Source organism: Janthinobacterium sp. JC611, assembly GCF_018682595.1.
Taxonomy (GTDB): Bacteria; Pseudomonadota; Gammaproteobacteria; order Burkholderiales; family Burkholderiaceae_D; genus Janthinobacterium.
The window spans coordinates 266,067-292,955 of the sequence record NZ_JAFLJN010000003.1; the positions used below are offsets into that span (position 1 = coordinate 266,067).

Consider the following 26,889-nt stretch of genomic DNA (forward strand, 5'->3'; position numbering starts at 1 on the left):
ACTTATCCTTGCGGTACAGGCTGCGGCTGCGGCACCGGCGCTGGCGCGGGAGCCGCTTCCGGCACCGCCTTGCCATGCGATTCCTGTCCGCCGTCGCCTTCGGCCGGCATGGCCAGCGGCGCTGGCGGCGCGCCTTCCTGCAGCAAATCTCCCGGCTCTTCCACCGGCTCGTCCTCGGGTTCCTCGACCGTTTCCACATGGCGCAGCGGCGGCGGTGGCTTGCCGCCGGGGAAGATGGCGTCGCGCGACAGTTTTCCCGTGTCGAGCGCCGTCTTGAAGAAGTCGCCCACCAGCAGCACGGCATTGTGACCACCCTGGCCCCAATAATTGCTGCGCATGGTGACGCGCGCGTCGTTGAAGCCCACCCAGGCGCCGCCCACCAGTTCCGGATGCATCAAAATAAACCAGCCATCCGCATTGTTTTGCGTCGTGCCGCTCTTGCCGGCCACGTCGGAGCGGATGCCGAAGCGGCTGCGGATGGCCGTGCCCGTGCCGCGGTCGATCACGCCGCGCATCATGTCCGTCAGAGTGGCGGCCGATGCCTGCTGCATGGCGCGCTTGGGCTTGTCTTCGCCGAAACGGGCGATGACCTTGCCTTCGCGGTCCGTGATGTGCGTGACGACGAAGGGCAGGCGCGCCTCGCCCTGGGCCGCGATACTGGCATAGGCGTTGACCATTTCCAGCAAGGTGACGGGACTGGTGCCCAGCGCCAGCGACGGCACTTTTTCCAGCTTGCTGTCGCGGATGCCCAGCGCGCGCGCCAGCTTGATGATCGGCGGCAAGCCGACATCCTGCATCACTTGCGCCGTGATGGTGTTTTTCGAGTAGACGAGGCCGTCGCGCATGGTCATGTCGCGCCCCGTCGTGCCGCTCATGTCCGTCGGGCGCCATATCGTGCCGTCGGACGCCTTGATATCCATCACGGCGTCGCGGTAAACGTGATCGGGGCTGAGGCCCTTTTCCAGCGCCGCGCCATACACGATGGGTTTGAAGGTGGAACCGGGCTGGCGCGCCGCCTGCGACACATGGTCGAACTGTTCGCGCGCAAAGTCGCGGCTGCCCACCCAGGCGCGCACGGCGCCTGTGGCCGGGTCCATGGCCGCGAAGCCCGCTTCCAGACGCGTCTTCGACTTGCGCAGGGCCGCCATGAAGGCGCGGTCGCCCTTCAGCTGCGCCAGTGCGTCGTCCGGCGTAGCGCCGGCCGCCGTCAGCTTGCGGTAGTCGCCCGACTCGCGCACGAAGGCGTCGAGCAAGGCCGGGTGGGACTTCCAGAAATAATCGAACGGCACGCTGCCGCCCTGCATGCCCGCATACATGCCCGTCGAGGTGGACGACGGCACGCCGGCGCGGCTCCATTCCACGTCGGCGATGGACTGCAAGGCGTTCGCCTGGCGCTCGACGGCGCGCTCGGCCGCCTGCTGCAGGTCGTGGTCCAGCGTGGTGTGCACCACCAGGCCGTCGCGCTCCAGGTTGTAATCATTCTCGTCGGCCCAGTCGATCAGCCACTTGCGCACATAGGCCGTGAAGTGGCTGTCCGATTGCACCCGTTCGCTCTGGCGCTCGAAATGCAGGCGCAGCGGACGCTTGATCAACTGCTTGTAGCGGGCTTCGTCGATGACGTCGTGCTTGCGCATCTGTCCCAGCACCACATTGCGCCGCTGCAAGGAACGTTCGGGATTGCCGACGGGATTGTAGTAATTCGTGCCTTTGAGCATGCCGACCAGGGTGGCGCTTTCCAGGATGTCGAGGCGCGAGGCGGGCTTGTCGAAATAGGTGCGCGCCGCCATTTCGATGCCGTAGGTGTTGTACAGGAAGGGCACCGTGTTCAGGTAGGCTTCGAGGATTTCCGTCTTGCTGTAGGTGGCCTCGATTTTGAGGGCCGTGATCAGTTCCTTCAGCTTGCGGTTCAGGTTGCGCGAGCGGCCTATCTCCTCGGGGAACATATTGCGCGCCAGCTGCTGCGTGATGGTGGAACCGCCCTGGGGGTTGCCGCCCGCCGTGTGCAGGATGGCGCCGGCCGTGCGCGTGAAGTCGATGCCGTGGTGGTCGTAGAAGCGGTGGTCTTCCGTGGCAATCAGCGCGCTGATCACGTTGGGCGAAATCTGCTGCAGGGTGACGCGCTCCTGCAAGCCCTGGTCGAAGCGCACCAGTTCCTTGCCATCGGCGCTGACCATGGTGCTGGGCGCGGCGGCGCGCGCCTGGCGCAGGTCGTGGATGCTCGGCGTCAGGGGAATCAGCAGCAGCATGTATAAGGTCACCAGCGCCAGCACGGCCAGGAACGACCACAGGCCCAGCACCAGCGCGCGCCGCACGGGCGGCAAGGTCATCAGGTACGCGTGGCCGCGCCGGTACAGCGCCACCGCCCTCACCCACGCCACGCCCGCCACGCGCAAGCCCTGCGCGCGCGCCCACGTCCATGCCTGCCGTGCTTTTTCCTGAAACTGCTCCATGCCTGATGCCATGCTTGTAACCTTGTCTGATGCCGGATGATCCGTTTCAGCAAGTATATAGGGCGGGCAACAAAGCGGGCCGGATTTTACGCCAGGCAAGCATCAAGGCGCGCCAGGGTGACGCCGACATAGGCGCCCACGCAGCGCGCATCATGCGTATGAAATGCGTCTTCTACCCGCAGCAGGCCGCAGTCGCAGATGACGGGGTCGACCTGGGTCACGACGCCCAGCGCCAGGTAGCGCCAGCCATCGAGGCGCAGCAAGCGCTGCTCCCGGCCCGGATTGGCGGTGAACATCGCGTCCCAGTCGTTCATCTCGCTGGGCATGGCCGACAGTTCCAGCCGCACTTGCGTGCCGGCGGCCAGTTGCCCACCGCCGAACTCGTCCATCACATGCAGGCGCTGGCCATCCACCTCGATGACGGCTTCCAGGTACTCGCCGTCGGTGGCGAGGAAGGTGGCCGTGACGACTGAGTGCGTCACTTCTGCGCCTGCTCCAGCAGGGCCGGCAATTCCTTCAGCATGGCCTCGCGCGTGCGCAAGCCGGCCGACTGCTGGCCCTTCTGTTCATCCTGCACCAGGCGCGCGAAGACGATGCTGCGCTCGCCCTTGCTGGCCCAGCCCACGAACCAGCCGTAGCCATGCGCCTCGTCGAAGCTGCCGTCGGCCTTGCGCGGGAAGGCTGCCCCCGTCTTGCCGTGCACTTGCCAGCCACCCACGTCCGCCAGGCGCGTCAGGCGCCGCGTCTGTTCCATCGCCTGCCTGGTGACGGGCAACTGATCGTTGACCAGCTTGCGCAAGAAGCCCAGCTGTTCCAGCGGCGAGATCTTCAGCGAAGAGCTGATCCACGAGCGCTCCAGGCTATTGTCCTTGCCCGGGTCGCCCGACACATCCGCATTGCCATAGCGCAAAGCCTTCGCATATTTCTGGAAGCGCTCGGCGCCCAGCGCCTGCGTGATCTGCTGCGAATACCAGACGACGGAATACTGCATCCAGCGCGACGGGTCCGTATCCTGGCGCCACGCGTCGCCGCCCCAGTCCACATAGCGCTGGCGGTATGGCAGGGTCGGCTTGTGCTCGTCCTTGAGGAAGCCAGCGTCATAGCCCATCAGGCTGAGGGCGATCTTGAACGTGGAGGCGGGTGTGACGCGGTCGATGCAATTGCCCTCTTGCAGCAAGACGGCGCCCGTTTTGGCATCCGCCATGGCGGTGCAGATGGTGGCGGCCTGGGCTTGCGAGGCGGCCAGGGCGGCGCCTGTCAGGCCGAGGATGACGGGGATGAATGCGTGATATTTCATGGGCCTCCGGGGTTGGGGGAGCAGGACAAAGCGAAATTGTACCGGGCCGCGCGCCGCGATGCCAGCGCCGATACATCCGCTTGCACGCTAGCGGCCCGCCGGCGCGCCCGGCTGGCGTTCCCGCTTCAGGCGTTCCTCTTCCAGCTCGTCCATGCCCAGCTTTTCCTCGTCGATCAGCGCATGCTCGCGCCGTTCGCGTTCCACTTCCCCTTCCAGGCTGTCATCGTTGACGTCCCGCTCGATTTTCTCCGGCATGTTGCCCTCCTCCACAATGGTTGACTAGCAATCTCCGGCAAGCCGGCCCGCCTGCGCCACGGCATCGTGCGGATGCAGGCTTTCCATATGCCGTACGGTAACACGCGCCTGCGCATACGGTGACACCAATGGCGCCAGCGCCGCCTGCACGCGGCGGGCCGCGTCTTCCACATACATCAGGTTAGCACCATTCAGGCGCGCGAACGCTTGCTCGTCGATCCGTTTCACGGCCGTCTGCAGCGGCGTCGCCAGCGCCGCTTCCACCAGGTCAATGAGGGGAAACAGGTCCAGTTCCGCCTGCTCCGTCAAGGGCAGGGTGACCGTCGCCGTGCTGCGCTGGCTGTGCGGCGTGGCCAGGCTCGCGTGTTCCCGCAGCCAGTCGCGCGCGCCCGCGCCATCAATGCCGCCCGCGCCGAAGCGTGCCGCGAAGGCGTCGGCGAGCAGTTGCCGCGCCAGCGCCGCCGAACACGGGCAGGTTGACGAGTAGCCGATCTCCACCGTCAGGGACAGGGCAAAGCCCTGCGGCGAAACACTGGCCTGCAAGCGCACGGGATACGATTTCCAGCCGGACAGCCCCGCCGTCAGCAGCGCCGGCTGGCGCCGCAGCACGGGAAACGCCAGCGCCAGGCGCGCCTGTGTGCTGCCGCAATCGGCGTGGCTGTCCACCATGCGCCGCAGCACGGCGGCCAGCGTGCCCGCATCGAGCGGCTGGGCGGCCGCAAACGCGTCGAGCAGCAGATACAGGCGCGACATGTGGATACCCTTCACGTGCGGGTCGGGCAAGTCGACCTGCACGTCGGCCCAGGCATGCACTTGCTGCGCCTGCCCGCCCTCTTCCAGCCACAGGGGCAAGGCGATGCCCTGCATGCCCACCCACTCGAGCGGCAAAGGGTGGCCCAGATGGGGGCCGGCCGCCACGTCGGGCAGGGGCGAGGAAATCGAATCGCGCTTCATGGTCAGGGCTCCCTATGCAAACAAGTTGCATATCATGGAGAAGAATCGCCGCATTTGCAAGCATCTTGCATTAATGGGGGGGGATATTGACAGCTCAGCTGGCCTTGCGGAACGTCAGGTTGATGCGCTGCGCGCCCAGCAGCGCGTGTACACCCTCCTTCAGCGGCGCCACGCCGTGGAAGCGCAGGCGGTCGGCGCCGCCCCACACCACCACGTCGCCGTGCAGCAGGGCGATGCGGGCCGCCTTGTCGGCCCGCTCGGCGCCGCCGAACAGGAAGGTGGCGGGCAGCCCCAGCGAGACGGAGACGATGGGCGCGTTGAAATCGCATTCGTCACGGTCCTGGTGCAAGGCCATGCGCGCACCGGGCGCATAACGGTTGAGCAGGCAGGCATCGGGCGTGAAGCCCGGATAGCCAGCCGCCAGCGCCGCCTCCCGCGCCAGGCGCAGGAGCACGGACGGCATCGGCGGCCATGGAAGGCCGCTGGCCGGATCGTGCCGCGCATAACGGTAGCCGCGTCCATCCGTGATCCAGCCCAGGGCGCCGCAATTGCTCATGGCGACCGACATGCGCAAGCCGCCCGGCGTGGCCATGTGGCGCAGGGGCGCCGCCAGCACGATGGCGTCCAGCGCCGGCAGCACCTCGTGCAGATACGGCAGCGCGAAGCCGCGCAACAGGAGCGACGCGGACGAGCCTGGCACCAGCGGCACGGGAGCGGCCGGGGCCTGGTCTTCATCGGCAAACAGGGACAGGTTCATGCTGCCTATTGTAGGCCCGCCATGGAAAAAACGCGCGCGACTGGCCCATGGTGCGCTACAGTAGCGCTTCCAGTCACTACTGCCCGCCTCCACGATGGATCATTACGCCGATTTGCTGCACACCCTCGCGCAGCAGGAAGAATCCCTGCAATTCGAACGCTTCGACAACGACGCCGCGCTGGCCGTGGGCCTGTGGATCGTCGAAGAGGTGCGCAGGCGGGGCAAGGCCGTCACCGTCAACATCACGCGCAACGGCCAGGTCCTGTTCCACCATGCCATGACAGGCGCCACGGCGGACCAGGCCGACTGGATACGCCGCAAGAACAACACGGTGCGGCGCTTTTGCCGCAGCTCCTACTACATGGGCATCTCGTATAAAAGCCGCGGCAGCACCTTCGAAGACGTGACATACCTCGACGACATCGAATACGCGGGCCACGGCGGCGCCTTCCCCCTGCTGATACGCGGCGTGGGACTGGTCGGCACGGTGACCGTTTCCGGCCTGGCGCAGGCCGACGACCACGCGCTGGTGGTGGCCGCGCTGCAGGCGCAGCTCGACAATGGCCGCGCGTGACCGTACTTAAATGCGCTGGCCGCCGTCGATGGGAATTTCCGCGCCCGTGATGTACGAGGCGCGCTCGCTGCACAGGAACTCCACCAGATCGGCCACTTCGGCCGTCGTGCCCAGGCGGCGCAAGGGGATTTGCGTATCGACGATGTGCGAGGTGCCGGGCGACAGGATGGCCGTGTCGATCTCGCCCGGCGCGATCGCGTTGACGCGCACGTTCAGCGGCGCCATGTCGTTGGCCATCTCGCGCGTCAGCGACGCCAGCGCCGCCTTCGAGCTGGCGTAGGCGGAACCGGCGAACGGGTGCACGCGGTAGCCGGCGATCGAGCACAGGTTCACGACGGCGCCATGCGCGTTCGACAATTCCTGCGCAAAACCGCGCGTCAGGGCCAGCGGCGCGAAGAAATTCGTGTTGTACATTTCCTGCCACGTCTGCATGTCGGTGGTGAGCGAATTGACGCGCGAGCCGCCCGGCCCCTTCGGCGACACGCCCGCATTGTTCACCAGCGCATGCAATTTGGCGTCGCCCAGCATGGGGCGCAGCGTCTCGACCATCTGCCCGATCTGGCTCAGGTCCGACAAATCCATGCACACGTGCGTGTTGTGCTCGTGGCTGCGCGGGCAGCCGCCGGGAATCGGGCTGCGCGAAACGGTGATGACGCGCCAGCCCAGGCTGCGGAAGCGCTCGGCCACGGCATGCCCGATGCCGCGGCTGGCGCCCGTGACGATGGCGGTTTTCTGTTCAGCGTCCGGTTCAATCCTGTGCTGGAGGTGCGTCATGTTCTTCCTTGTCTTGTTCGTTTGCGCCGGCGTGCATGCGCTCCTGGCGCATGACATAGGCCAGCATCTGCGTGCCGCCGTCGAGAATGTCCTGTTCGATGGCGCGCCGCGCGGCCGCGCTGTCGCGCTGGCGCAGCGCGCTGATGATGGCGTGGTGGTGGCCCACCCGCATGTCGGGCGAAAAGCTGGCGTAGCCGGCGGCGATCAGGGGCGCCGTCTGCATCCACAGATGGTCGACGAAGCGTTTTAATGTCGGCATGCCGGCCGCCTGCGCCAGGCCCAGGTGAAACGCCTGGTTGCATTGCAGCGCCGCCGCCAGGTCGTGCCGCGCGATGGCCTCTTCATTCGCCTGCAGCAGGCGTTCCAGGTCGGCCAGGGTGGCGGCGTCGATGCGCTGCGCCGCCTCCGCCGCGCCCAGGCCTTCCAGCTCCAGACGCAGCGCGCGGATTTCCAGGTAGCGCGCCACGCCCAGCACGGGCACGCGGAAGTCGCGCGGCGAACGCAGCACCAGCGCCTCTTCCTGCACCAGCTGCAGCATGGCGTCGCGCACGGGCGTGACGCTGGTGCCCAGCTGCAGCGCCAGCTCGCGGATGCGCAGCCGGTCGTTCGGCTGGAAGCGCCCGGCCGCCAGCGCTTCGCGCAGCATGGCGTACACGGACTTGCCCAGGTTGACGTGCACCAGATTGTCCAGGGGATGGTTCATGGGTATAGTTCAAATTCCAAATTATGATGCATCATACATCAAGATATAAGACAGTGTTTTGGCAGGCGTGCGCCGCATGGCCGTACCCGGCGGCCGCGCAGGACGCCGGCGCCCGGGGCCGCCGCTTTGCGCGCCGTTCGGCGAAGATACGGGGCTTTTCTTGCGCCCCCGCAGTGCAACATGCATTTCGCTCCTGCTTTGCCCGTCCATGCTTTAGAATCAGCGACCTCAGCCCCGTAAAAACAGGACAACACATATGACGGCAGTCGGGAATACCGAACCACAAGAGCTCAAGCGCGGCCTGAAAAGCCGCCACATCCAGCTCATCGCCCTGGGCGGCGCCATCGGCACCGGCCTGTTTCTGGGCATCGCGCAAACCATCAAGATGGCCGGCCCTTCGGTGCTGCTCGGCTATGGCATCGCCGGCGTCATCGCCTTTTTGATCATGCGCCAGCTGGGCGAGATGGTGGTCGACGAACCCGTCGCCGGCTCCTTCAGCTATTTCGCCGACAAATACTGCGGCCACCTGCCCGGCTTCCTGTCGGGCTGGAATTACTGGGTGCTGTATGTGCTCGTCAGCATGGCCGAACTGACGGCCGTCGGCATCTACGTGCAGTACTGGTGGCCGGGCGTGCCGACCTGGGTCTCGGCGCTCGTCTTCTTTTGCGTCATCAACGCCATCAGCCTGCTCAATGTGAAGGCCTTCGGCGAGATGGAATTCTGGTTCGCCCTCGTCAAGGTGGTCGCCATCATCGGCATGATCGTCTTCGGCGCGTACCTGCTGGCCTCCGGCGACGCCGGTCCGCAGGCGTCGGTGGCCAATCTGTGGCAGCACGGCGGCTTCTTCCCGAATGGCTGGCAGGGACTGGTGATGGCCATGGCCGTCATCATGTTCTCGTTCGGCGGCCTGGAACTGGTCGGCATCACGGCGGCCGAGGCGGACGATCCGAGCACGACGATTCCGCGCGCCACCAACCAGGCCATCTACCGCATCCTGATCTTTTACATCGGCGCGCTCGGCATCCTGCTGTCGCTGTACCCGTGGCAAAACGTCGTCACCGGCGGCAGCCCCTTCGTGCTGATCTTCCATGCGCTCGACAGCAACCTGGTGGCCACGGCCCTGAACGTGGTGGTGCTGACGGCCGCCCTGTCCGTGTATAACAGCGGCGTGTACTGCAACACGCGCATGCTGTTCGGCCTGGCCAAGCAAGGCAATGCGCCGCGCGCGCTGCTGCACCTGAACCGCCGCGGCGTGCCGCTGGTGGCCCTGGGCGTCTCGGCCCTGGCGACGGGCGCCTGCGTGGTGGTCAATTACTTCATGCCGGGCGAAGCGTTCGAAGTGCTGATGGGCCTGGTGGTGTCGGCGCTGATCATCAACTGGGCCATGATCAGCTGGATCCATCTGCGCTTCCGCGCGCAGAAAAAAATCGAAGGCAAGACGACCCTGTTCCAGGGCCTGGGCTACCCGTTCACCAACTACCTGTGCCTGGCTTTCCTGGCCGGCATCCTGGTGATCATGTACCTGACGCCGGGTCTGCGCATCTCCGTCTACCTGATCCCCGTGTGGCTCGCCGCGCTGGGCGTCGGTTACTGGATCAAGCAAAGCAAGGCCAAAGCGTAAGCTGTTTGCGCCGCATCCAACAAAAAGCCCGTCTTCGCAGACGGGCTTTTTGCATGCAACGCGGTCTCGCCGTCATTCCTAAACGGCGGCCGCCGCGCCCTCTTCCGGCAACAGGTCGGCTTGCCACAGGCTGATGGTCTGGCCCGCATACGATTGCAGCAGCACCTCGTCGCTCAAGGTCAGCATCGCCTGCTGGCGCTGCTCCGCCTTCTTCTCGGGCGTCATGCCCAGCTCGCCCGTCTTGTACGGCCCCAGCACGGGCAGCAGGTCGCGCAGCACGGAATAGTTGCCCGGCGTGCTCTTGTCCGATTCCAGCTTGCCCAGGAAATACTTCATGACATGCTCGGACTGGCTGCCTTCCTGCCGCAGGCTCGCCTTGACCATCTTGCCATCCTTGTAAGCTACCTGCGCGTCGCTGCTGGCCGTATCCTCGATCTGGTGGTAGGTATAGTTCTGCGATTCCGTGTTGGCCGTCAGCCGCAGCGGCACGCCGGGAACGAGCGTCTGATGGAAGCTGGCGCTCAGCTTCGATTGCTGCTGCTGCCGCAGCGACCGCGCGTCCTGGCTGGCGCCGGTCTGCTCCGTCTTTTGCGACACTTCATAATTGAAGCCATCCTTTTCCGTGCTGCGCATGGGATTGCTGAATTTTACGGCTTGCGATACGGAGGCGCTGAAATCGGCCAGCCCCGTGAGGATGGACTTGTCCTCGGCCGCCAGGCGCCACTTGCCCGTCTCGGGACTGTCCGTGGCCGCTTGCGGCGCGGCGGTATTGCTGTGCAAGGCAGTGAAACCATCCTTGAGCATGGCCATCAGGCCCGCATCGCCATGGCCGCGCGACGCCGCCTGGTCGAATTGCTTCATATAACTGTCCAGCGCCTTGGCTTGCCGCTCGCGGCTGCCCAGGGTATTGAGCGCGCTGGCGTCGACCTTCAGGTCCAGGCTGCCGGCCTCGCCGCTGAAGCTGACCTTGCGCTGTGCGCCATCGGCCTGGAAATCCAGGGTTTGAATACTTTCCGGCTCGCCGCGCACCTTGACTTGCGCATGCAGCTGCACCGATCCCAGCACCTTCTGGTCGAACTGCATCAAGCCTTCGAGCTTGAGTTTCGGCGTGCTCTGTCCCATGCCGTCGATGGCTTCCTGGAAACCTTTCGCCAGCTCGCCCAGGGCGCTCGTTTCAGCGTCGCTGAGGTCGCCGCTGGTCGTCATGTTCACGGCCAGGCCGTCGCCCTGGCTGTCGAGCGACAGCTTGACTTCCACGCCGCTCCTGGTGGTGATGCTGAGGGCAACCCGGTCTTCGCCATTGCCATGCAGGCTGCCCGGCGCGATGCCGGACGCCGCATAGATGTTCGGCGTGGTGCTCGGCGGCGGCTGCCGCATGGCCTGCGAGAAATTGTAATTCCCCAGCTTGGCTTGTCCCAGCATGGCCGCGCCCAGGCCGCTGAAGCGGCCGCCAAACGCATACGACGAGAAACTCTTCGTCATCGCCTCGCTGACCTTGTCGCGCGTCGCGCTTTCCCACACCATCGGTGGTTTCACCGACGCCGCCGGCGTGCCGTCGTTCACGCTCTCGGGGCTGAGAGCGACGATGGTGGACGGCGTGGCTGCGGGCGGCGGCGCCTGCGTGCGATGCGGCGTGGCGGCGGAGGCCCGCGACGCGGTGCTGTTCCAGCTGGAAAGTGGAGAAATGGAGGTCATGGCGCTGTCACCTTGCAAGTGGCGGAAAGAGGCATCATCAAATATCGATATGGTTAGTTTTTTTTGCAATCACCTGGCGCCAGGCAAACCTTGCGTCACGTTATCTGGCGTGGTGGCAAGTACTGCATGGCAATACTGCATTAACGGCAAGAAACGGCAAAGCATGAGCGTCGGGTAAATGAAACATTTTCATGCCGCCGGCCTCGCCAGTCCCAACAAGTTGAATCACTGCCGGGAATGTCCATTAAAATGCCAATATGGAACACAAGATTCTGCGCGCCCCGCTGGCCAGCTTTACCGACTTGTTGCTCGACGCCATATGCATGGTCGACGTGGACGGGCGCTTCGTCTTCGTCAGCGCGGCCTGCGAACGCATCTTCGGCTACACGCAGCAGGAAATGGTCGGCAAGCCCATGCTCGACATGGTCGCCCCGGCCGACCGCGCCCGCACCCTGGCCGCCGCGCGCGCCATCATGGATGGCCATGCGCAGACGCACTTTGAAAACCGCTACGTGCGCAAGGATGGCAGCCTGGCGCACATCATGTGGTCGGCCCGCTGGTCCGCCGCCGACCAGTTGCGCGTGGCGGTGGCGCGCGACATCACCTTGCTGAAACAGGCGCAGGCAAAGCAGGCCGCGCTGTACGCCATTTCCGAAGCCATGCAGGCGACGCAGGACTTGCCCGCCTTGCTGCACCGCATCCAGCACATCATCGGCGAACACTTGCCGACGCACAGCCTGACCCTGCTGCTGCATGACGAACACGGCATACAGCCGCCCATGACTTGCCATGCCGACGACAGCGCGCCGCAGCCGACCTCGTCCCTGGCCAGCCTGCTGTGCGACGAAGTCCTGCGCAGCGGCCGACCCTTGCTGCTGCAGGCCGGACAACTGGCCGGCCTGCCGGCGGCGCTGCAAACGGCGGCCGGCGCCCTGTCCTCGTGCTGGCTGGCCGTGCCGCTGTATTCCTCGCTGGGCAGCATCGGCGTGCTGGCCTTGCAAGGCGAGCAGGCTGCCGTCATCGGCACGGAGCAAGACCTGGATTTGCTGCAATTTGTTGCCAAGCAACTTGCCACGGCCATCGAGCGCCGGCAGTTGCAGACGCAAATGCAGTTCATGGCCATGCACGATGAGCTGACCCGCCTGCCGAACCGCCGCCTGTTCCACGACCGCCTGCACACGGCGTTCGCGCGCGCGCACCGCCAGGAAGGCCGGCTGTCGTTGCTGTTCCTGGACTTGAACAACTTCAAGCGGGTCAACGACGAGCACGGCCATGCCTGCGGCGACCTGCTGCTGCAAACGGTGGCCAGCCGCCTGCGCGATTGCATGCGCGAAACCGATACCCTGGCCAGGATGGGTGGCGATGAATTCGTCGTGCTTCTGGAAAGCAATGTCACGCCGGCGGACGTCAAGCTGGTCGAGCAAAAAATCCACGCAGCCCTGGCCGCGCCGCTACACCTGGGCAACGGACAGCCATTGCAGATCGCCGTCAGCATCGGCGTGGCCCACTACCCCGAAGATGGCGATAGCATGCAACTGCTGCTGCGCCATGCGGACCGGGCCATGTACGCCTCGAAAATGCTTGCTGCCGCCTCGCGCTAGCGGGCGCCGGCCCTCGTGGCGACAGTGCCCCATGCTATACTTTTGCGCGATGCTAAGACTCTTCAAAACATGGCTGATCCTGCTGCTGATCGCGGCGGTGCCGCTGCAGGCGGCGACCGCCGGCGCCATGCGACGGTGCGCCGGGTCGCCTGCCGTCGCAGTGGCGGCGGCTTGCCAGCATCACGCCGCGCCGTCCGCCGCAGAAGAAAACACGCCTCCGGCCAAGCACGCATGCGGCGCCTGTGCCAGCTGTTGCCTGGGCGCGCTGATGGCGCCCGGCCCCGCCCTGCCTGCCGCCGCCTGCATCGGCGCGCAACGAGTCACCATCACGACGCCCACCTTGCTGACGGGCTTCATTCCCGATGGCCCGCGCCGGCCGCCGCGACCGCTTTCCGCTTAAATTCCAAGCTCGTCCCAAGCAAGCCACCAAGGTGGCCACGATAGCCCTATTCCATCTGAAAGCAACACCATGATCAAACACCTCTTACTGCGCGGCGCCTTCGCCGCCATGCTGGGCTTGCCCACGTTCGCCATGGCGGCCCTGCCCGTCATTGAAGTCTACAAGAGCGCCTCGTGCGGCTGCTGCTCCGCATGGATCGAGCATCTGCAAGCGCACGGCTTCACGGTGCGCGCGAAAAATGTCGAGATGCCGGCGCAATACCGCAAGCTGGCCGGCATTCCCGACGCGCTCGGCTCCTGCCACACGGGCCTCGTCAACGGCTACGCCATCGAAGGCCATGTACCGGCCAGCGAGATCAAGCAGTTGCTGCGCGAGAAACCCAAGGCGAAAGGCCTGGCCGTGCCGGCCATGCCCATGGGTTCGCCCGGCATGGAAGGACCGCGCAAGGATGCGTATGACGTCTTGCTGGTCAAAAACAATGGCGGCACCGAGGTCTACAAGCACTACAAGTAAAACTGAAAGGAAATGAAAAACGCCGCCGGAATCGCTTCCGGCGGCGTTTTTTTTATCAGGCAGCGCTAAAAACCCGCTGCCGATCGAGCTTACATCAGATGCTGTCCAGCACGGCGTTCAGGCTGGCGCTAGGACGCATGACGGCTTCCGTCTTGGCCGGATCTGGCAGGTAGTAGCCGCCGATATCCGTTTCCTTGCCTTGTACTTCTTTCAACTCGGCAACGATCTTCTCTTCGTTCTCGGCCAGGGCCTTGGCCACTGGCGCGAAATGCGCCGCCAGTTCCGCGTCGTCCTTCTGTGCCGCCAGGGCTTTCGCCCAGTACATGGCCAGGTAGAAATGGCTGCCGCGGTTGTCCAGTTCGCCGGTGCGTGGCGATGGCGACTTGTTGTTGTCCAGCAGCTTGCCGGTGGCTTCATCCAGGGTTTTCGCGAGGATTTTGGCCTTCGCATTGCCCGTCTTGATGCCCATGTCTTCCAGCGACACGGCCAGTGCCAGGAACTCGCCCAGCGAATCCCAGCGCAGATGGTTTTCTTCCACCAGTTGCTTGACGTGCTTCGGTGCCGAACCGCCGGCGCCCGTTTCGTACATGCCGCCACCGGCCATCAATGGCACGATCGACAGCATCTTGGCGGACGTGCCCAGTTCCAGGATCGGGAACAGATCGGTCAGGTAGTCGCGCAGGATGTTGCCGGTCACCGAGATGGTGTCCAGGCCGCGGAAGGCGCGTTCCAGGGTGTAGCGCATGGCGCGCGTCTGCGACATGATCTGGATGTCCAGGCCCTTGGTGTCGTGCTCCTTCAGGTAAACCTGTACCTTCTTGATGACTTCGTTTTCGTGCGGACGGTAGGAATCGAGCCAGAACACGGCAGGCATGCCCGAGTTGCGCGCGCGCGTGACGGCCAGCTTGACCCAGTCGCGGATCGGCGCGTCCTTGACCTGGCACATGCGCCAGATGTCGCCCTCTTCCACCGTTTGCGTCAGCAGCACTTCGCCCGTTTCCAGGTCGGTGATGTTGGCGATGCCGCCTTCCGGCACTTCAAACGTCTTGTCGTGCGAACCGTATTCTTCCGCTTGCTGCGCCATCAGGCCCACGTTCGGCACGGTGCCCATGGTCTTCGGATCGAAGTTGCCATGCCATTTGCAAAAGCCGATCATTTCCTGGTAGATGCGCGCGAACGTCGATTCCGGCATGACCGCCTTGACGTCCTTCGGACGGCCATCGGCGCCCCACATCTTGCCGCCGATGCGGATCATGGCTGGCATCGACGCGTCGACGATGATGTCGTTCGGCGAATGGAAGTTGGTGATGCCCTTGGCCGAATCGACCATGGCCAGTTCCGGACGGTTGGCGTGGCAGGCGTGCAGGTCCTTCAGGATCTCATCCTTTTGCGACGCCGGCAGGGTGTCGATCTTGTCGTACAGGTTGCTCATGCCATTGTTGACATTGACGCCCAGCTTGTCGAACAGTTCGGCGTGCTTGGCGAACGCGTCCTTGTAGAAGATGCGCACGCAGTGGCCGAAGACGATCGGGTGCGACACTTTCATCATGGTCGCCTTGACGTGCAGCGAGAACATCACGCCCGTCTTGAACGCGTCGTCGATTTCCTTCTCGTAGAACTCCAGCAGCGCTTTCTTGCTCATGAACATGCTGTCGATGATTTCGCCCGCTTGCAGGGAAACCTTCGGTTTCAGCACGATGGTCTTGCCCGAGGCCGTGACCAGTTCCATCTTGACGTCGCGCGCCTTTTCCAGGGTCAGCGATTTTTCGCCATGGTAGAAGTCGCCATGGTGCATGTGCGACACGTGGGTTTGCGACGCCTGGCTCCACTCGCCCATCGAATGCGGGTGCTTGCGCGCGTATTCCTTGACGGCTTTCGGCGCGCGGCGGTCGGAATTGCCTTCACGCAGGACCGGGTTGACCGAGCTGCCGATGCATTTGCCGTAGCGGGCCTTCAAGGCCTTCTCTTCGTCCGTCTTCGCATCTTCCGGGTAATCCGGCAGCTTGTAGCCGCGGCCTTGCAATTCGCGCACGCAGGCGATCAACTGGCCTTGCGAGGCGCTGATGTTCGGCAGCTTGATGATGTTGGTGTCTGGATTCTGGGTCAATTTGCCCAGTTCAGCCAGGGTGTTCGGGACTTTTTGCGCGTCCGTCAGGAATTCTGGAAATTCAGCCAGGACACGTGCCGCCACCGAAATGTCGCTGGCGACCACGTCCACGCCAGCCGGCGCGGTGAATTTTTTGATAATTGGCAGCAGGGAATACGTCGCGAGCAGCGGCGCCTCGTCAGTCAGCGTGTAGATGATTTTGGATTTTTGTGTTGCCATGTTCATTCCCTTGTATGCGGTGATGCCTGGTGGTTAACTTTCTTCATTCCAAACACAGGACGGTTAGCCTTGCTTTGGACGGCTAGTGTGCCGGCGGTGACGCCGTGCTTGCCCACCGCGTATTTTAGACTGTCCTGCCGCTGTTTGTGTATCCGATGGCGACGAATCTTATATAAGACAGCAAATATCCGGACAGGAAGGCCCAGGATGGCCATTTTCCGCGCAGAAATGCCCTCCAGGCACGCGCGCGGCATGCATGCGGCGGTGGCGGCAATGCAGATTTCAATCGCCACGGATAAGAATGATTCCCATTTGCAATATCAAAAGCGGACGCCGATGGGCAGGTCGCCAAGCGCGCGCGCCGGCATGCTGGACGAAAAAGACGTGCGCGACACCCCTTCAGCGTCGACAAGGACGCAGCGCCGAACGACAACTACATTGATATTTATCAAATTGACTACCCGATGCCTGGGCTACTGTCGGTGCCATCTTTGATTTGAAACAGAAACTCTGCAGCCAAGAATCGACCATTCCAGAAACAACGCCAGTTCTCGCCAGGCTCTTCATTCCCCAGCCGATAGCGCTCGCCAAGTGCGGTAACACGCAGCGTCCCCACCTCCCTTGCCTACACGTGCAGGGAGAACTTTTGCTAGCGATTTTGCAGCTTTTTGATTAATGAACGTTAAAAAGGAATTTCGTATGAGCACGTATTCTGACATTTGCATCGTAGGCGCCGGCATAGGCGGCCTGACTTGCGCCAACCGCCTGATCGACGCCGCCGCCAACAGGCAGCTGCGCATCCGGGTCTTCGACCTGAATCCCACCGTCGGCGGCCGCATCCAGTCGCGAAAAATAGATGGCGAGGAAATCGCCGAACTCGGCGCCGCCCGCTACTCGCCGCAGCTGCATCCGCATTTCCAGCAGTTGATGCAGGGCAGCGGACTGCCGCATGCCGTCTACCCGTTCACCGAGGTCATCTCCCACGACAGCGTGCTGGAAGAGCTGAAGGCAACCTTGCATGGCCTGAGCCCGATGCTCAAGGAGCATCCGAACGACTCCTTCCTCGCATTCATCAGCCATTACCTGGGCGCCGCCAAGGCCACCCGCATCATCAAGGCGACCGGCTATGACGCCCTGCTGCTGCCGATGGTGTCGGCGGCCATGGCCTACGACATCATCAAGAAACACCCGGAAACGCAGCACTTTACGGAAAACGCCGCCAACCAGTGGCGCTATGCCACCGACGGCTACCACGCGTTGCTGTGCCAGTTGCAGCACAAGGCCAAGGCCGCCGGGGTGGAATTCCGCCTCGAACACCGCTTGCTGTCCGTCGAGAAATCCGACGATGACCACCATGTGCTCGCCTTCAGCCACCGGGGCGACACGCAGATGCACCGCACGCGCCACCTGGTGATGGCCATCCCGCCGTCCGCCATGCCGCGCCTGAACCTGGATTTCCCGAACGCCTGGAGTCCGTTCCAGTACGATTCGCTGCCCTTGTTCAAGGGATTCCTCACGTTCGACACGGCCTGGTGGGAGGCGCTGGGGCTGACGGACAAGGTGCTGATGGCAGCCAATCCCCTGCGCAAGGTCTACTTCAAGGGCGACAAGTATGTGCTGTTCTACACCGACAGCAAAAGCGCCACCTACTGGCGAGACAGCCTGGAACTCGGTGAAGACGTGTATCTGCAACGCGTGCGCCGCCACCTGGAAGACGTCCTGCCGCCCGAGGGCCAGCCACTGCCGCCGATCAAGGCGCACTTCCATAAGTTCTGGCCGCATGGCGTCGAGTTTTGCGTGGAACCGGAAGCCGAGCACCCGGCCGTGCTGCTGCACCGGGACGGCATCATCTCGTGCTCGGATGCCTATACCGCGCATTGCGGCTGGATGGAAGGCAGCCTGATCAGCGCCCAGCAAGCCAGCGGCCTGTTGCTGCAGCGGTTAGATCAAGGGGAAGACGTCGCCGCCGCCAACGATACCTTCCTCACTTCCTCGACCGAGCGCGCATGAGCCTACTTGACTTCCCCCGCCTGCATTTTCGGGGTTTTGCCCGCGCCAATGTGCCGACGGGAAATCGCAATACGCACGGCAACATCGATATCGCCACGAACACGGTATCGATGGCGGGCGAGCCTGTCGACCTGAGCCGGCCGCCGGCTGAGTTCCATGCGTATCTGAAACAGCTTGCCCCCCGCTTCAATGCAGCGGGCAAGCCCGATCCGGACGGCGTCTTCAGCCTGGCGGCAGGCCACAATTTTTGCGGGAATAATCATTTTTCGTGGGAAAACGCAAGGATCACGGGCGTCCAGCTGCGCGATGGCGCGGTCGATACGCAAGACCCGCTGGTGGGCGCCAAGCTGGGCCTGTGGGGCCACTACAACGCGTACCTGCGCACCACGTTCAACCGCGCCAGGTGGATCGACAACAATCCGGCCCAGCCGGACACCACGCTGATCTACGCCGGCCAGTTCACCGTGAGCGACAAGCTGGCCACGCCCAACACGCCCACGCTGTTTACCGCCGACATCGCGCAGGCGCACTCGGTGCGCTGGCTCGGGAGCGGCCACATCAAGGAACACAGCGGACATTTCCTCGATGAGGAAATCGGTCGCTCCAGGCTGTTCCAGTTCTCCGTGGCCAAGCATGACCCGCATTTCCTGTTCAATCCAGACCTGCCGCTGCCGGCCAGCATGCACGCCTTGCAGCAGGCCCTGGACGACGATGAGGTGCTGGGCCTGACGGTGCAGTATTGCCTGTTCAATATGTCGACGCCGCCAAAACCCGATTCGCCCGTGTTCTACGACCTGGCCGGCAGCATCGGCCTGTGGCGGCGCGACGAGCTGGCCACCTATCCGGCCGGCCGCCTGCTGCAGCCGCGCCAGGGTGGCCTGGGACCGGTGCTGGTGCAACTGCATGCGGACCGCGTTGCGTTCAACATGCCGACCGCCATCCCCTTCACCACGCGCGACGCGGGCGCCGTCTCGGAACAGCATCCCACGCATGCCCTGGGCGGCAAGCAGGCGTTCGGCGACCTGCTGCTGCAAGACGGCGCCGGCGCCTTGCTGGCTCGCATTCCGGAACCGCTGTACCGCGACTACTGGCGCCATCACGGCGTCTTCGACGTGCCGCTGCAACATGCCCCCGCCGCAGGTTCGCTCAGCCTGGGCAGCGCGCAGGCGCAGTGGGACGAAGCCGACTGGGTGCTGCAGTCGGACAGCAACCAGTTGTACCTGGAAGCGCCGAACCGCGACAAGCACGAGGTATTCCCGCGGACGATCACCGTGCAAAGCCGCTTCCGCGGCGCGCTGGCGGCGCCGGATGCCCTGCCGGCACAGGCGGAAGACGACGCGCGGCTGAGCGTGCAGCAGCTGCCGTCGCCGCTCGGGCGCGGCTACACGGCACTGACCCTGACGGGGCGCCAGCCGGGTGCGACCCGCATCGTGCTGGGGACAGGCAAGCACAAACAATACCTCGGCGTGCGCGTGCTGCCCGACGACTGGCATCTGGACGACGTGCCGGCGGAACAGGTCGACTACGCCTTCCTCTACCGGCATGTGATGAGTTACTACGAGCTCGTGTATCCCTTCATGTCGGACAAGGTCTTCAGCCTGGCGGACCAGTGCAAATGCGAAACGTATGCGCGCCTGATGTGGCAGATGTGCGATCCGCAGAACCGCGACAAGAGTTACTACATGCCCAGCACGCGCGAACTGTCGCTGCCAAAATCGCGCCTGTTCCTGAAATACCTGACGCAGGTCGAGGCCAAGGCCAAGGCGGCGGTGCCGGCGCCGGCCACGCCGCACGCCATCGGCAGCAAGGCGGAATTGATCGACGAGCTGAAAAAGGCCATCGACCTGGAACTGTCGCTCATGCTGCAATACCTGTATGCCGCCTATTCCATTCCCAATTATGCGCAGGGGGCGGCGCTGGTGCAGGCGGGCCGCTGGCTGCCGGCCGAGCTGGAGCTGGCCTGCGGCGCCGAGGACCGGCGCCGCAACAGCGGCACGCGCGGCATGCTGCTGGAAATCGCCCATGAAGAAATGATTCACTATTTATTAGTCAACAATGTGCTGATGGCGCTTGGCGAACCGTTCCATCGAGGCGCCCCGGTGCTGGGCCAGCAGGCGCGCCAGCGTTTCGGCCTGGACACGGAATTTGCGTTCGAGCCATTTTCCGAACACGTGCTGGCCCGCTTCGTGCGTTTCGAATGGCCCGACTACATTCCCACGCCAGGCAAGTCCATCGCCACCTTCTATATCGCGATCCGCCAGGCCCTGGCCGGGCTGCCCGGCCTGTTCGAGAGCGGCGGCGGCAAGCGCGGCGGCGAACATCATTTGTTCCTGAAAGAACTGACCAACCGCGCCTATCCCGGCTACCAACTGGAAGTGTCCGACCGCGACAGCGCGCTGTTCGCCATCGACTTCGTTACCGAGCAGGGCGAAGGCGTGGCCGTCGATTCGCCGCATTTCGCCTCGTCGCACTTCCAGCGGCTGCGCGCCATCGCCGGCAAGTTTTCCGCCTGCGGCAAGCCGTTCGAGCCGGCGCTGCCGGCGCTGAAGAATCCGGTGCTGGCGGCGCGGGCGGACTGCAGCGTGGTGACGGATCAAAAGGCGCGCGCGCTGATGCAGCTGTATCAAGGCTGCTACGAGCTGACCTTCCTGCTGATGGCGCACCATTTCGCGCAGCGGCCGCTGGGCAGCCTGCGCCGCTCGCGCCTGATGAACGCCTCCATCGACATCATGACCGGCCTGTTGCGTCCCCTGTCGGCGGCCCTGATGAACATGCCATCGGGCGTGCCCGGCCGCCACGCGGGACCGCCCGTGCCCGAACCGGTCAACAGCCAGGTCAGCAGCGACTACAGCCTGGGCTGCGACATGCTGGCACAGAAGTGCCTGGCGCTGGCGCAGTACGCGCGCGGCCTGGAGAGCGATGTCATCGGCATGGCGCCGATAGAAATGTTGGAGTTTTTCAATCAGCAACTTACCGATTTATCTCGGGGAAAGATGTCAAGAGAGGCCTGAAATGCATAAAATCATTATCGTCGGCGGAGGCCTGGCAGGTAGCCTCAGCGCCATTTATCTGGCGCAACGGGGGCACGATGTCCACGTGATCGAAAAACGCGGCGATCCGCTGCTGGAGAATGCCGCCAGCGCCGACCCGGTCAACTCGCGCGCCATCGGCGTGAGCATGACGGTGCGCGGCATCAAGGCCGTCCTGGGAGCGGGCATCGGCAAACAGGAACTCGACCAGTGCGGCGAGCCCATCGTCGGCATGGCCTTCAGCGTGGGCGGCCGGCACCGGATACGCGAACTGACCCCGCTCGAAGGCCTGTTTCCCCTGTCGCTGGACCGCACGGCCTTCCAGCGCCTGCTGAACCGGCATGCCGCCCTGCACGAGGTGAAGTATTACTTTGAGCATAAATGCCTGGATGTCGACCTGGAAAGAAAAATCGTGCTGGTCCAGGGCCCGGACGGCGCCGTGCAGCAGCTGTATGGCGACCTGGTCATTGGCGCCGATGGCGCCCACTCGGCCGTGCGGCGCGCCATGCAAAGCGGCATGCGCCGTTTCGAGTTCAAGCAAAGCTACTTCCGCCACGGTTACAAGACGCTGGTGTTGCCGAACGCGGCAGATCTCGGTTTCCGCAAGGATTTACTGTATTTTTTCGGCATGGATTCCAAGGGCCTGTTTGCCGGCCGCGCGGCCACCATCCCGGACGGCAGCATCAGCTTTGCCCTGTGCCTGCCCTACACCGGCACGCCCAGCCTGGGCACGCTCAACCGCGAAGCCATGGCCGACTTCTTCAGCCGCTACTTCGGCAACCTGCCGCCGGAGCGCCGCAAGGAGATGCTCGACCAGTTCATGGTGCTGCCCAGCAACGACCTCATCAATGTCCGCTCCAGCACCTTCCACTACAAGGCCAATATCCTGCTGATCGGCGATGCGGCGCATGCCACCGCCCCGTTCCTCGGACAAGGCATGAACATGGCGCTGGAAGACGTCCACGTCTTCGTTTCCCTGCTGGAAAAGCACGGCAATGCCCTGGGCCCTGCCCTGTCCGAGTTCACGCAGCAGCGCAAGGTGCAGGCCGACGCCATGCAGGACATGGCGATCGCCAACTATGAAGCGCTGAGCAATCCGAATCTGATTTTCTTCCTGCAGACGCGCTACACGCGCTACATGCACAAGAAATTCCCCCGTGTTTATCCGCCGGACATGGCGGAGAAACTGTACTTCACATCGGTTCCTTACGATGAGTTGCAGCAAATCCAGAAGAAACAAAACGTTTGGTACAAACTTGGAAGGGTAAATTAATGAACATTCTCGTCATCGGCGCAGGTCCCGCAGGCCTGCTCTTCGCCAGCCAGATGAAACAGGCCCAGCCCGGCTGGAATATCAGCATTACGGAAAAGAATACCCCGGAGGAAGTGCTGGGATGGGGCGTGGTGCTGCCGGGACGGCCGCCGCGCCATCCGGCCAATCCGCTCTCTTACCTGGAGCAGCCGGAACGGCTCAATCCGCAGTTCCTGGAAGAATTCAAGCTCGTGCATCACGACCAGCCCAACCTGATGAGCACGGGCGTTACCCTGTGCGGCGTCGGACGCCAGGCGCTGGTGCAAGCCCTGCGCGCCAAATGCGTGACGGCCGGCATCGCCATCCGCTACGAAACGCCGCCAGCCGACAAGGCGCAACTGGAAGCCGAGTACGACCTGGTGGTGGTCTCGAATGGCGTCAATTACAAATCGCTGGACTTGCCGCCAGCGTTGACGCCGCACATCGATTTCGGCCGCAACAAATACATCTGGTACGGCACCACCCAGCTGTTCGAGCAAATGAACCTGGTGTTCCGCAGCAATGAACAAGGCATTTTCATCGGCCATGCCTACAAATACTCGGACACGATGAGCACCTTCATCGTCGAATGCAGCGAAGAAACGTATGCCAAGGCCGGGCTGGAAACGCTCTCCGAGCGCGATGCCGCCGCGTATATCGCCAGGACGTTCCAAGCCGAACTCGGCGAGCACGGCTTGCAGAGCCAACCGGGCCAGGGCTGGCGCAACTTCATGACCCTCAGCCACGACCGGGCCTGCGACGGCAAGTTCGTCCTGCTGGGCGATGCGCTGCAATCGGGGCATTTTTCCATCGGCCACGGCACCACCATGGCGGTGGTGGCGGCCCTGCTGCTGGTGAAAATCCTCCATACCGAAGCCAGCACGGCCGCAGCCCTGGACAGTTTCAATGCCCGCGCCTTGCCCCTGGTGCAATTGTTCAAGGACCACGCCAACAGCAGCCGCCTGTGGTTTGAAAGCGTGGGCGAGCGTATCGGGCTGAGCAATGCAGAGCTGACCGCCAGCTTCGACGCCCGCCGCAAGGACTTGCCGTCGCTACAAGAAGCGCTGATGGCCAGCCTTGGCTACGCGCTGGGCCGCTAGGGAGCTGCCATGCCGACACACGTCTCCCCGCCGCTGCTGCCGATGCAATGGAGCAGCGCCTATATTTCCTACTGGACGCCGATGCAGGAGGATGACCAGGTCACGTCCGGCTATTGCTGGTTCGACTATGCGCGCAACATCTGCCGCATCGATGGCCTGTTCAACCCCTGGACGGAAAAGGAACATGGACACTTGCTGTGGATGTCGGAAATCGGCGACGCCAGGCGTGAACAAAGCCACAAGCAGAAGGTGGCCTACGCAAGGCAAGCGCAAGCCGCCGGCGCGCAGCTGCAGGACACGGCGCTGGCCGATGAGGTAATCCCGTTCCATGAGCTGTTCCTGCCGCAAGCGGTGCTGCCGGACGGCGGCGCCCGTCACGCTGGCTGCCACAGCGTGCTGGGCCGGGAGGCGGACGCCTGGGTGGTCGAGCGGGAGGGCAAGCCGTCATCGGTCTTTTACCTGGAGGCCGGCGGCAACCGCCTGCTGCGCATGATCACGGGCAACGACCCGCAGCACCTGTCGGTACGCGACTTCCCCAACCTGTTTGTCGGCGCCATTCCGGACAGCGTCTTTACGTCTTGCAACACCTGACCGGAGCGTGGCGCGCGCAAGGGCCGCATGCGGCCGGGGCGCGCGCCACGCATGACGGGTGCTTTAGTGATCACTTTCAAAGGATATTGCTATGCCCTTGGTTGTTTACATTCTGGGGTTGACGATCTTTTCGTTGACGACATCCGAATTCATGGTGGCGGGCATGATGCCGTCGCTGGCCCTGGCCATGGACGAACCGGTGACACGGATCGGCTATCTGATCTCGCTCTACGCGATGGGCATGGTCATCGGCGGTCCGCTGAGCACCATCGTCCTGCTCAAGCTGCGCGTGCCGAACAAGAAGGGACTGCTGTGGCTGCTGTGCTTTTACGTCCTGGCCCAATCCGTCGCCGCATCCGCCACCAGCTATGACATCCTGGCCATCGCGCGGGTGGTCACGGGCGTGGCCGCCGCCACCTGCTTTGGCCTGTCCCTGGCGATCTGCGCCGACATCGTCGCGCCCAACGCGCGCGGACGCGCCGCCGCCGTCGTGATCGGCGGCCTCATGCTCGCTTCCGTGGTGGGCGTGCCGGTCGCCACGCTCATCGACCAGCACCTGGGATGGCGCGCCAGCTTCTGGCTGGTGGTGGTGCTGGCGCTATTGTGCCTGGCGCTCATCGCCGTGCTGGTGCCGCGCGCCAAGCCATCCGAAGTCGTCAGCCTCGGCAATGAACTGGGGGAATTCCGCAACCGCCACCTGTGGGCGGCGTACGCCAGTAGCGGCCTCATCATCGGAGCGATATTCGCGGCGTTCAGCTACTTCGCAGCCATCCTGACGGAAATTACCGGCTTTCCCGCCTCCGCTATCCCCTGGCTGCTGGGCGTCTACGGCGTCGCCAACGTGGTGGGCAATGCCGTGGTCGGCCGCTATGCGGACCGCTATACCACCCTCATCATGGTCTGGGGCATGGTCATCCTGAGTATCAGCCTGGCGCTGTTCGCCGTCTTCGCGCACGACAAGACCATCAGCGTCGCCTTGCTGGTCGTCACAGGCCTGGTCGGGATGTCGATGAATCCCGCCATCATCGCCCGCGTGATGAAGACCGCCCACCCAGGGCCGCTGGTCAACACGGTGCACACTTCCGTCATCAACATCGGCCTGGGCGCCGGATCATGGTTAGGTGGCCTCGGCATCGCCGCCGGCTACGGCCTGCGCTCCCCGCTGTGGGTCGGTGTCGCGCTGGCCGTGCTCGGCCTCCTCAGCTTGCTGCCTTACCTCGGGTACAGGCCGCGCGATTCGGTGCTGTCGCATTAGCGGCTGGCGGGGCGGTGCCAGGCGGTGTTCGATGCCATTGGCGGTACGGACTGTATCGACGGCGTGCTGGCCAGCCTGATTTTTCAGTGCATTTCAAACCATGCAGTAACGGATGCCCTCAAAAACACCCTCAGCGTATCAGTACCTACCTGGTCTGTCGAAGGATTTGACAGCCGTCACTGCAGCAGCCACTTTCCCACAATCATGTTCGTTATGAATCAAGAACTTGCGCATGATGGCCTTGTTCTTGCTCTTGCTCGTGCTGCGGGCATGACCTGCCTGCGAATCCGCCTTGCCCTTCACTCGCAGCACTTCAGGAGAGGACATCATGAACAATTTCGTACGAAGAATCGCCATGGCATGCGCGCGCGGCTGCCGCGGCGGCGCCACGGCGCTGGCCGCCGCCAGCCTGCTGATGGCGGCGCACACCGCCGACGCCGCAGGGCCCCGCACCGAGCTTCTGAGCGGCAACGGCTGGCAGGCCAGTCCGAATGGCGTCAACGGCTGGATCCCCGCCTATGCGCCCTATCCCAATCCGGTCACGATGCCGAATCCCTTCCTGAATGAATTCGGGATACACGCCGACCTGATGTGGTACTGGCCCGGCCCTGGCACCCCCACGGCCAGCAGCCCGCCAAGCACCGCGTATTTCCGCCACCAGTTCCGCCTGGAGGCGGAAAATGGCGTGAAACCGCAAATCGTCGCGCTGATGGCGGCGGACGACGAAATGACCCTGATCGTCAACGGCATCACGGTCGCCAGCTACCGCCTGGCCGACCATATCATGCCCAATGGCCAACCGGAAGCATTGGCGGTCGACATGACGCAGGCATTGCGGATCGGCGACAACCAGATCGACATCCGCGCGACCGATAACGGAATCTATCACTGGGTGTTTTTCGACAGTTACAATATCTTCCGCCCGACGGAAGTGCTGGTGCCGCGCGCGCCGGGCCAGATCAGCCTGATCGGCGACAAGGATGACTTCCATCCCGACGACCCGGCCGACACGGCGCCCAAGTCGCAGCACGTGCTCGACCTGCAAGACAAGCTCCTGCCGACACCCGCCATCGACCTGGACCAGCCCGCAGTAAACCAGTCGGTGGGTTTGACACATGACGTCAGCGTGCCGGAAGGCGCCACCATTACCTCGGCCAGCGTCAAATTGCATATCAGGATGACGGGCGACGTCGTCGACAACGACGTCCTCCTGTTTAACCAGAGCACGATCACCAACGAGGGGCTATCCACCAGGGTGATTGCCTTGCATGACCTGCTGGGCTTTCCGCCACAAGCGGGCGCCACCTACGACCTGATCTGGAACCTGGCGAAGACGCCGCTGCGCAATGTTGCCTCCCCTATCGTGACCGGGCAACCTGACCAGGTGGTCAACCTCCTGCCCATGCTGGTCAGCGACCAGCGCGTGGACGTGCTGCTGGCGGACGGCACCATGGTCGATTATTCGGAGCTGAGCGTCACCTACACCAGCGTCAGCGCCGCACCGGGCGACCTGAACAACGACGGCGCGGTCGACCGCGCCGACGTGAGCATTTTGCTGCTGGGCCTGAACACCCTGGCATCGGGCCCGAACGACCCGCGCGACTTCGACCGTGACGGCCGGATCACGGCGCTCGACGTGCGCAAGCTGGTGGCCGGCTGCAGCCACCCCTTGTGCAATTAGGCAGTACTTTCA

23 protein-coding genes are annotated in these 26,889 nt (G+C 63.9%); 12 read left to right on the top strand and 11 right to left on the bottom strand.

The features are described 5' to 3' along the window. Positions 1-2: 2 nt before the first annotated feature. The 6 genes from J0O65_RS04140 to alkB form a co-directional block, all read right to left on the bottom strand. The gene (locus J0O65_RS04140; protein WP_215404395.1) at positions 3-2,462 is read right to left on the bottom strand and encodes a penicillin-binding protein 1A; all 2,460 of its coding nucleotides are present in this window, start codon (positions 2,460-2,462) and stop codon (positions 3-5) included. 74 nt (positions 2,463-2,536) lie between these two features. After that, positions 2,537-2,932, bottom strand: coding sequence for a hypothetical protein (locus J0O65_RS04145; RefSeq protein WP_215404396.1), 396 nt, complete (start codon positions 2,930-2,932; stop codon positions 2,537-2,539). Beyond that, positions 2,929-3,747 (bottom strand): class D beta-lactamase, encoded by an 819-nt coding sequence (blaOXA, locus tag J0O65_RS04150; protein ID WP_215404399.1) that lies wholly within the window; start codon positions 3,745-3,747, stop codon positions 2,929-2,931. The genes J0O65_RS04145 and blaOXA overlap by 4 nt, the downstream gene beginning before the upstream one ends. Before the next feature lie 87 nt (positions 3,748-3,834). Beyond that, positions 3,835-4,002: a hypothetical protein gene (locus tag J0O65_RS04155; RefSeq protein WP_215404401.1), complete on the bottom strand. Its 168-nt coding sequence runs from the start codon at positions 4,000-4,002 to the stop codon at positions 3,835-3,837. A 24-nt stretch (positions 4,003-4,026) separates the two neighbouring features. Beyond that, positions 4,027-4,956: a GTP cyclohydrolase FolE2 gene (folE2, locus tag J0O65_RS04160; RefSeq protein WP_251373409.1), complete on the bottom strand. Its 930-nt coding sequence runs from the start codon at positions 4,954-4,956 to the stop codon at positions 4,027-4,029. Positions 4,957-5,050: 94 nt separating this feature from the next. Continuing rightward, positions 5,051-5,713: a DNA oxidative demethylase AlkB gene (gene alkB, locus J0O65_RS04165; RefSeq protein WP_215404403.1), complete on the bottom strand. Its 663-nt coding sequence runs from the start codon at positions 5,711-5,713 to the stop codon at positions 5,051-5,053. A gap of 94 nt (positions 5,714-5,807) precedes the next feature. Here alkB and J0O65_RS04170 point away from each other — a divergent pair, with 94 nt between their 5' ends. Beyond that, complete coding sequence (locus tag J0O65_RS04170) at positions 5,808-6,287, top strand: heme-degrading domain-containing protein (protein WP_215404405.1); 480 nt, start codon at positions 5,808-5,810, stop codon at positions 6,285-6,287. 6 nt (positions 6,288-6,293) lie between these two features. Here the strand turns inward: J0O65_RS04170 and J0O65_RS04175 are convergent, their stop codons facing one another. Together J0O65_RS04175 and J0O65_RS04180 are read right to left on the bottom strand one after the other, a co-directional pair. Continuing rightward, on the bottom strand, positions 6,294-7,061 hold the full coding sequence (locus J0O65_RS04175) for an SDR family NAD(P)-dependent oxidoreductase (RefSeq protein ID WP_215404407.1): 768 nt from the start codon (positions 7,059-7,061) through the stop codon (positions 6,294-6,296). Beyond that, positions 7,036-7,764: a GntR family transcriptional regulator gene (locus J0O65_RS04180; RefSeq protein ID WP_215404409.1), complete on the bottom strand. Its 729-nt coding sequence runs from the start codon at positions 7,762-7,764 to the stop codon at positions 7,036-7,038. The genes J0O65_RS04175 and J0O65_RS04180 overlap by 26 nt, the downstream gene beginning before the upstream one ends. A 256-nt stretch (positions 7,765-8,020) precedes the next feature. Here J0O65_RS04180 and J0O65_RS04185 point away from each other — a divergent pair, with 256 nt between their 5' ends. After that, a complete protein-coding gene (locus J0O65_RS04185) occupies positions 8,021-9,385 on the top strand; it encodes an amino acid permease (protein ID WP_215404411.1) in 1,365 nt (454 codons plus the stop codon). Between the two features lie 78 nt (positions 9,386-9,463). On the opposite strand, the gene J0O65_RS04190 is transcribed toward J0O65_RS04185, so the two are convergent. Beyond that, on the bottom strand, positions 9,464-11,080 hold the full coding sequence (locus tag J0O65_RS04190) for a hypothetical protein (RefSeq protein WP_215404413.1): 1,617 nt from the start codon (positions 11,078-11,080) through the stop codon (positions 9,464-9,466). Positions 11,081-11,337: 257 nt separating this feature from the next. Between J0O65_RS04190 and J0O65_RS04195 the strand changes: the two genes are divergently transcribed. The 3 genes from J0O65_RS04195 to J0O65_RS04205 all read left to right on the top strand — a co-directional run bounded on the left by J0O65_RS04195 (position 11,338) and on the right by J0O65_RS04205 (position 13,594). Next, entirely contained in the window at positions 11,338-12,681 is a 1,344-nt protein-coding gene (locus J0O65_RS04195) for a sensor domain-containing protein (protein ID WP_215404424.1), read from the top strand. 49 nt (positions 12,682-12,730) lie between these two features. Continuing rightward, a complete protein-coding gene (locus J0O65_RS04200) occupies positions 12,731-13,081 on the top strand; it encodes a hypothetical protein (protein WP_215404426.1) in 351 nt (116 codons plus the stop codon). A gap of 69 nt (positions 13,082-13,150) precedes the next feature. Continuing rightward, entirely contained in the window at positions 13,151-13,594 is a 444-nt protein-coding gene (locus J0O65_RS04205; protein ID WP_215404428.1) for a DUF411 domain-containing protein, read from the top strand. 94 nt (positions 13,595-13,688) lie between these two features. Here the strand turns inward: J0O65_RS04205 and J0O65_RS04210 are convergent, their stop codons facing one another. Then, positions 13,689-15,920 carry an NADP-dependent isocitrate dehydrogenase gene (locus tag J0O65_RS04210; protein ID WP_215404430.1) on the bottom strand — a complete coding sequence of 744 codons (2,232 nt, stop codon included), beginning with the start codon at positions 15,918-15,920 and terminating at the stop codon, positions 13,689-13,691. 699 nt (positions 15,921-16,619) lie between these two features. On the opposite strand from J0O65_RS04210, the gene vioA reads away from it, so the two are divergent. The 6 genes from vioA to J0O65_RS04240 all read left to right on the top strand — a co-directional run bounded on the left by vioA (position 16,620) and on the right by J0O65_RS04240 (position 25,196). Continuing rightward, positions 16,620-17,930 (top strand): flavin-dependent violacein biosynthesis tryptophan-2 monooxygenase VioA, encoded by a 1,311-nt coding sequence (gene vioA, locus J0O65_RS04215; RefSeq protein WP_251373412.1) that lies wholly within the window; start codon positions 16,620-16,622, stop codon positions 17,928-17,930. Beyond that, complete coding sequence (gene vioB, locus J0O65_RS04220; RefSeq protein ID WP_215404433.1) at positions 17,927-20,941, top strand: iminophenyl-pyruvate dimer synthase VioB; 3,015 nt, start codon at positions 17,927-17,929, stop codon at positions 20,939-20,941. The genes vioA and vioB overlap by 4 nt, the downstream gene beginning before the upstream one ends. A 1-nt stretch (position 20,942) precedes the next feature. Next, complete coding sequence (gene vioC, locus J0O65_RS04225; protein ID WP_215404435.1) at positions 20,943-22,232, top strand: NADP-dependent violacein biosynthesis oxygenase VioC; 1,290 nt, start codon at positions 20,943-20,945, stop codon at positions 22,230-22,232. Beyond that, entirely contained in the window at positions 22,232-23,350 is a 1,119-nt protein-coding gene (vioD, locus tag J0O65_RS04230; RefSeq protein ID WP_251373414.1) for a flavin-dependent violacein biosynthesis monooxygenase VioD, read from the top strand. Before vioC ends, vioD begins: the two co-directional genes overlap by 1 nt. A gap of 9 nt (positions 23,351-23,359) precedes the next feature. Beyond that, positions 23,360-23,941 (top strand): violacein biosynthesis enzyme VioE, encoded by a 582-nt coding sequence (gene vioE, locus J0O65_RS04235; protein ID WP_215404437.1) that lies wholly within the window; start codon positions 23,360-23,362, stop codon positions 23,939-23,941. 91 nt (positions 23,942-24,032) lie between these two features. Next, entirely contained in the window at positions 24,033-25,196 is a 1,164-nt protein-coding gene (locus J0O65_RS04240; RefSeq protein ID WP_215404439.1) for an MFS transporter, read from the top strand. Positions 25,197-25,334: 138 nt separating this feature from the next. Here J0O65_RS04240 and J0O65_RS04245 read toward each other — a convergent pair whose 3' ends face one another. Beyond that, the gene (locus J0O65_RS04245; RefSeq protein WP_215404441.1) at positions 25,335-25,526 is read right to left on the bottom strand and encodes a hypothetical protein; all 192 of its coding nucleotides are present in this window, start codon (positions 25,524-25,526) and stop codon (positions 25,335-25,337) included. Between J0O65_RS04245 and J0O65_RS04250 the strand changes: the two genes are divergently transcribed. Then, positions 25,525-26,877 (top strand): dockerin type I domain-containing protein, encoded by a 1,353-nt coding sequence (locus J0O65_RS04250; protein WP_215404442.1) that lies wholly within the window; start codon positions 25,525-25,527, stop codon positions 26,875-26,877. The two genes, J0O65_RS04245 and J0O65_RS04250, sit on opposite strands and share 2 nt — an antisense overlap. The last annotated feature ends 12 nt before the right edge of the window (positions 26,878-26,889 follow it).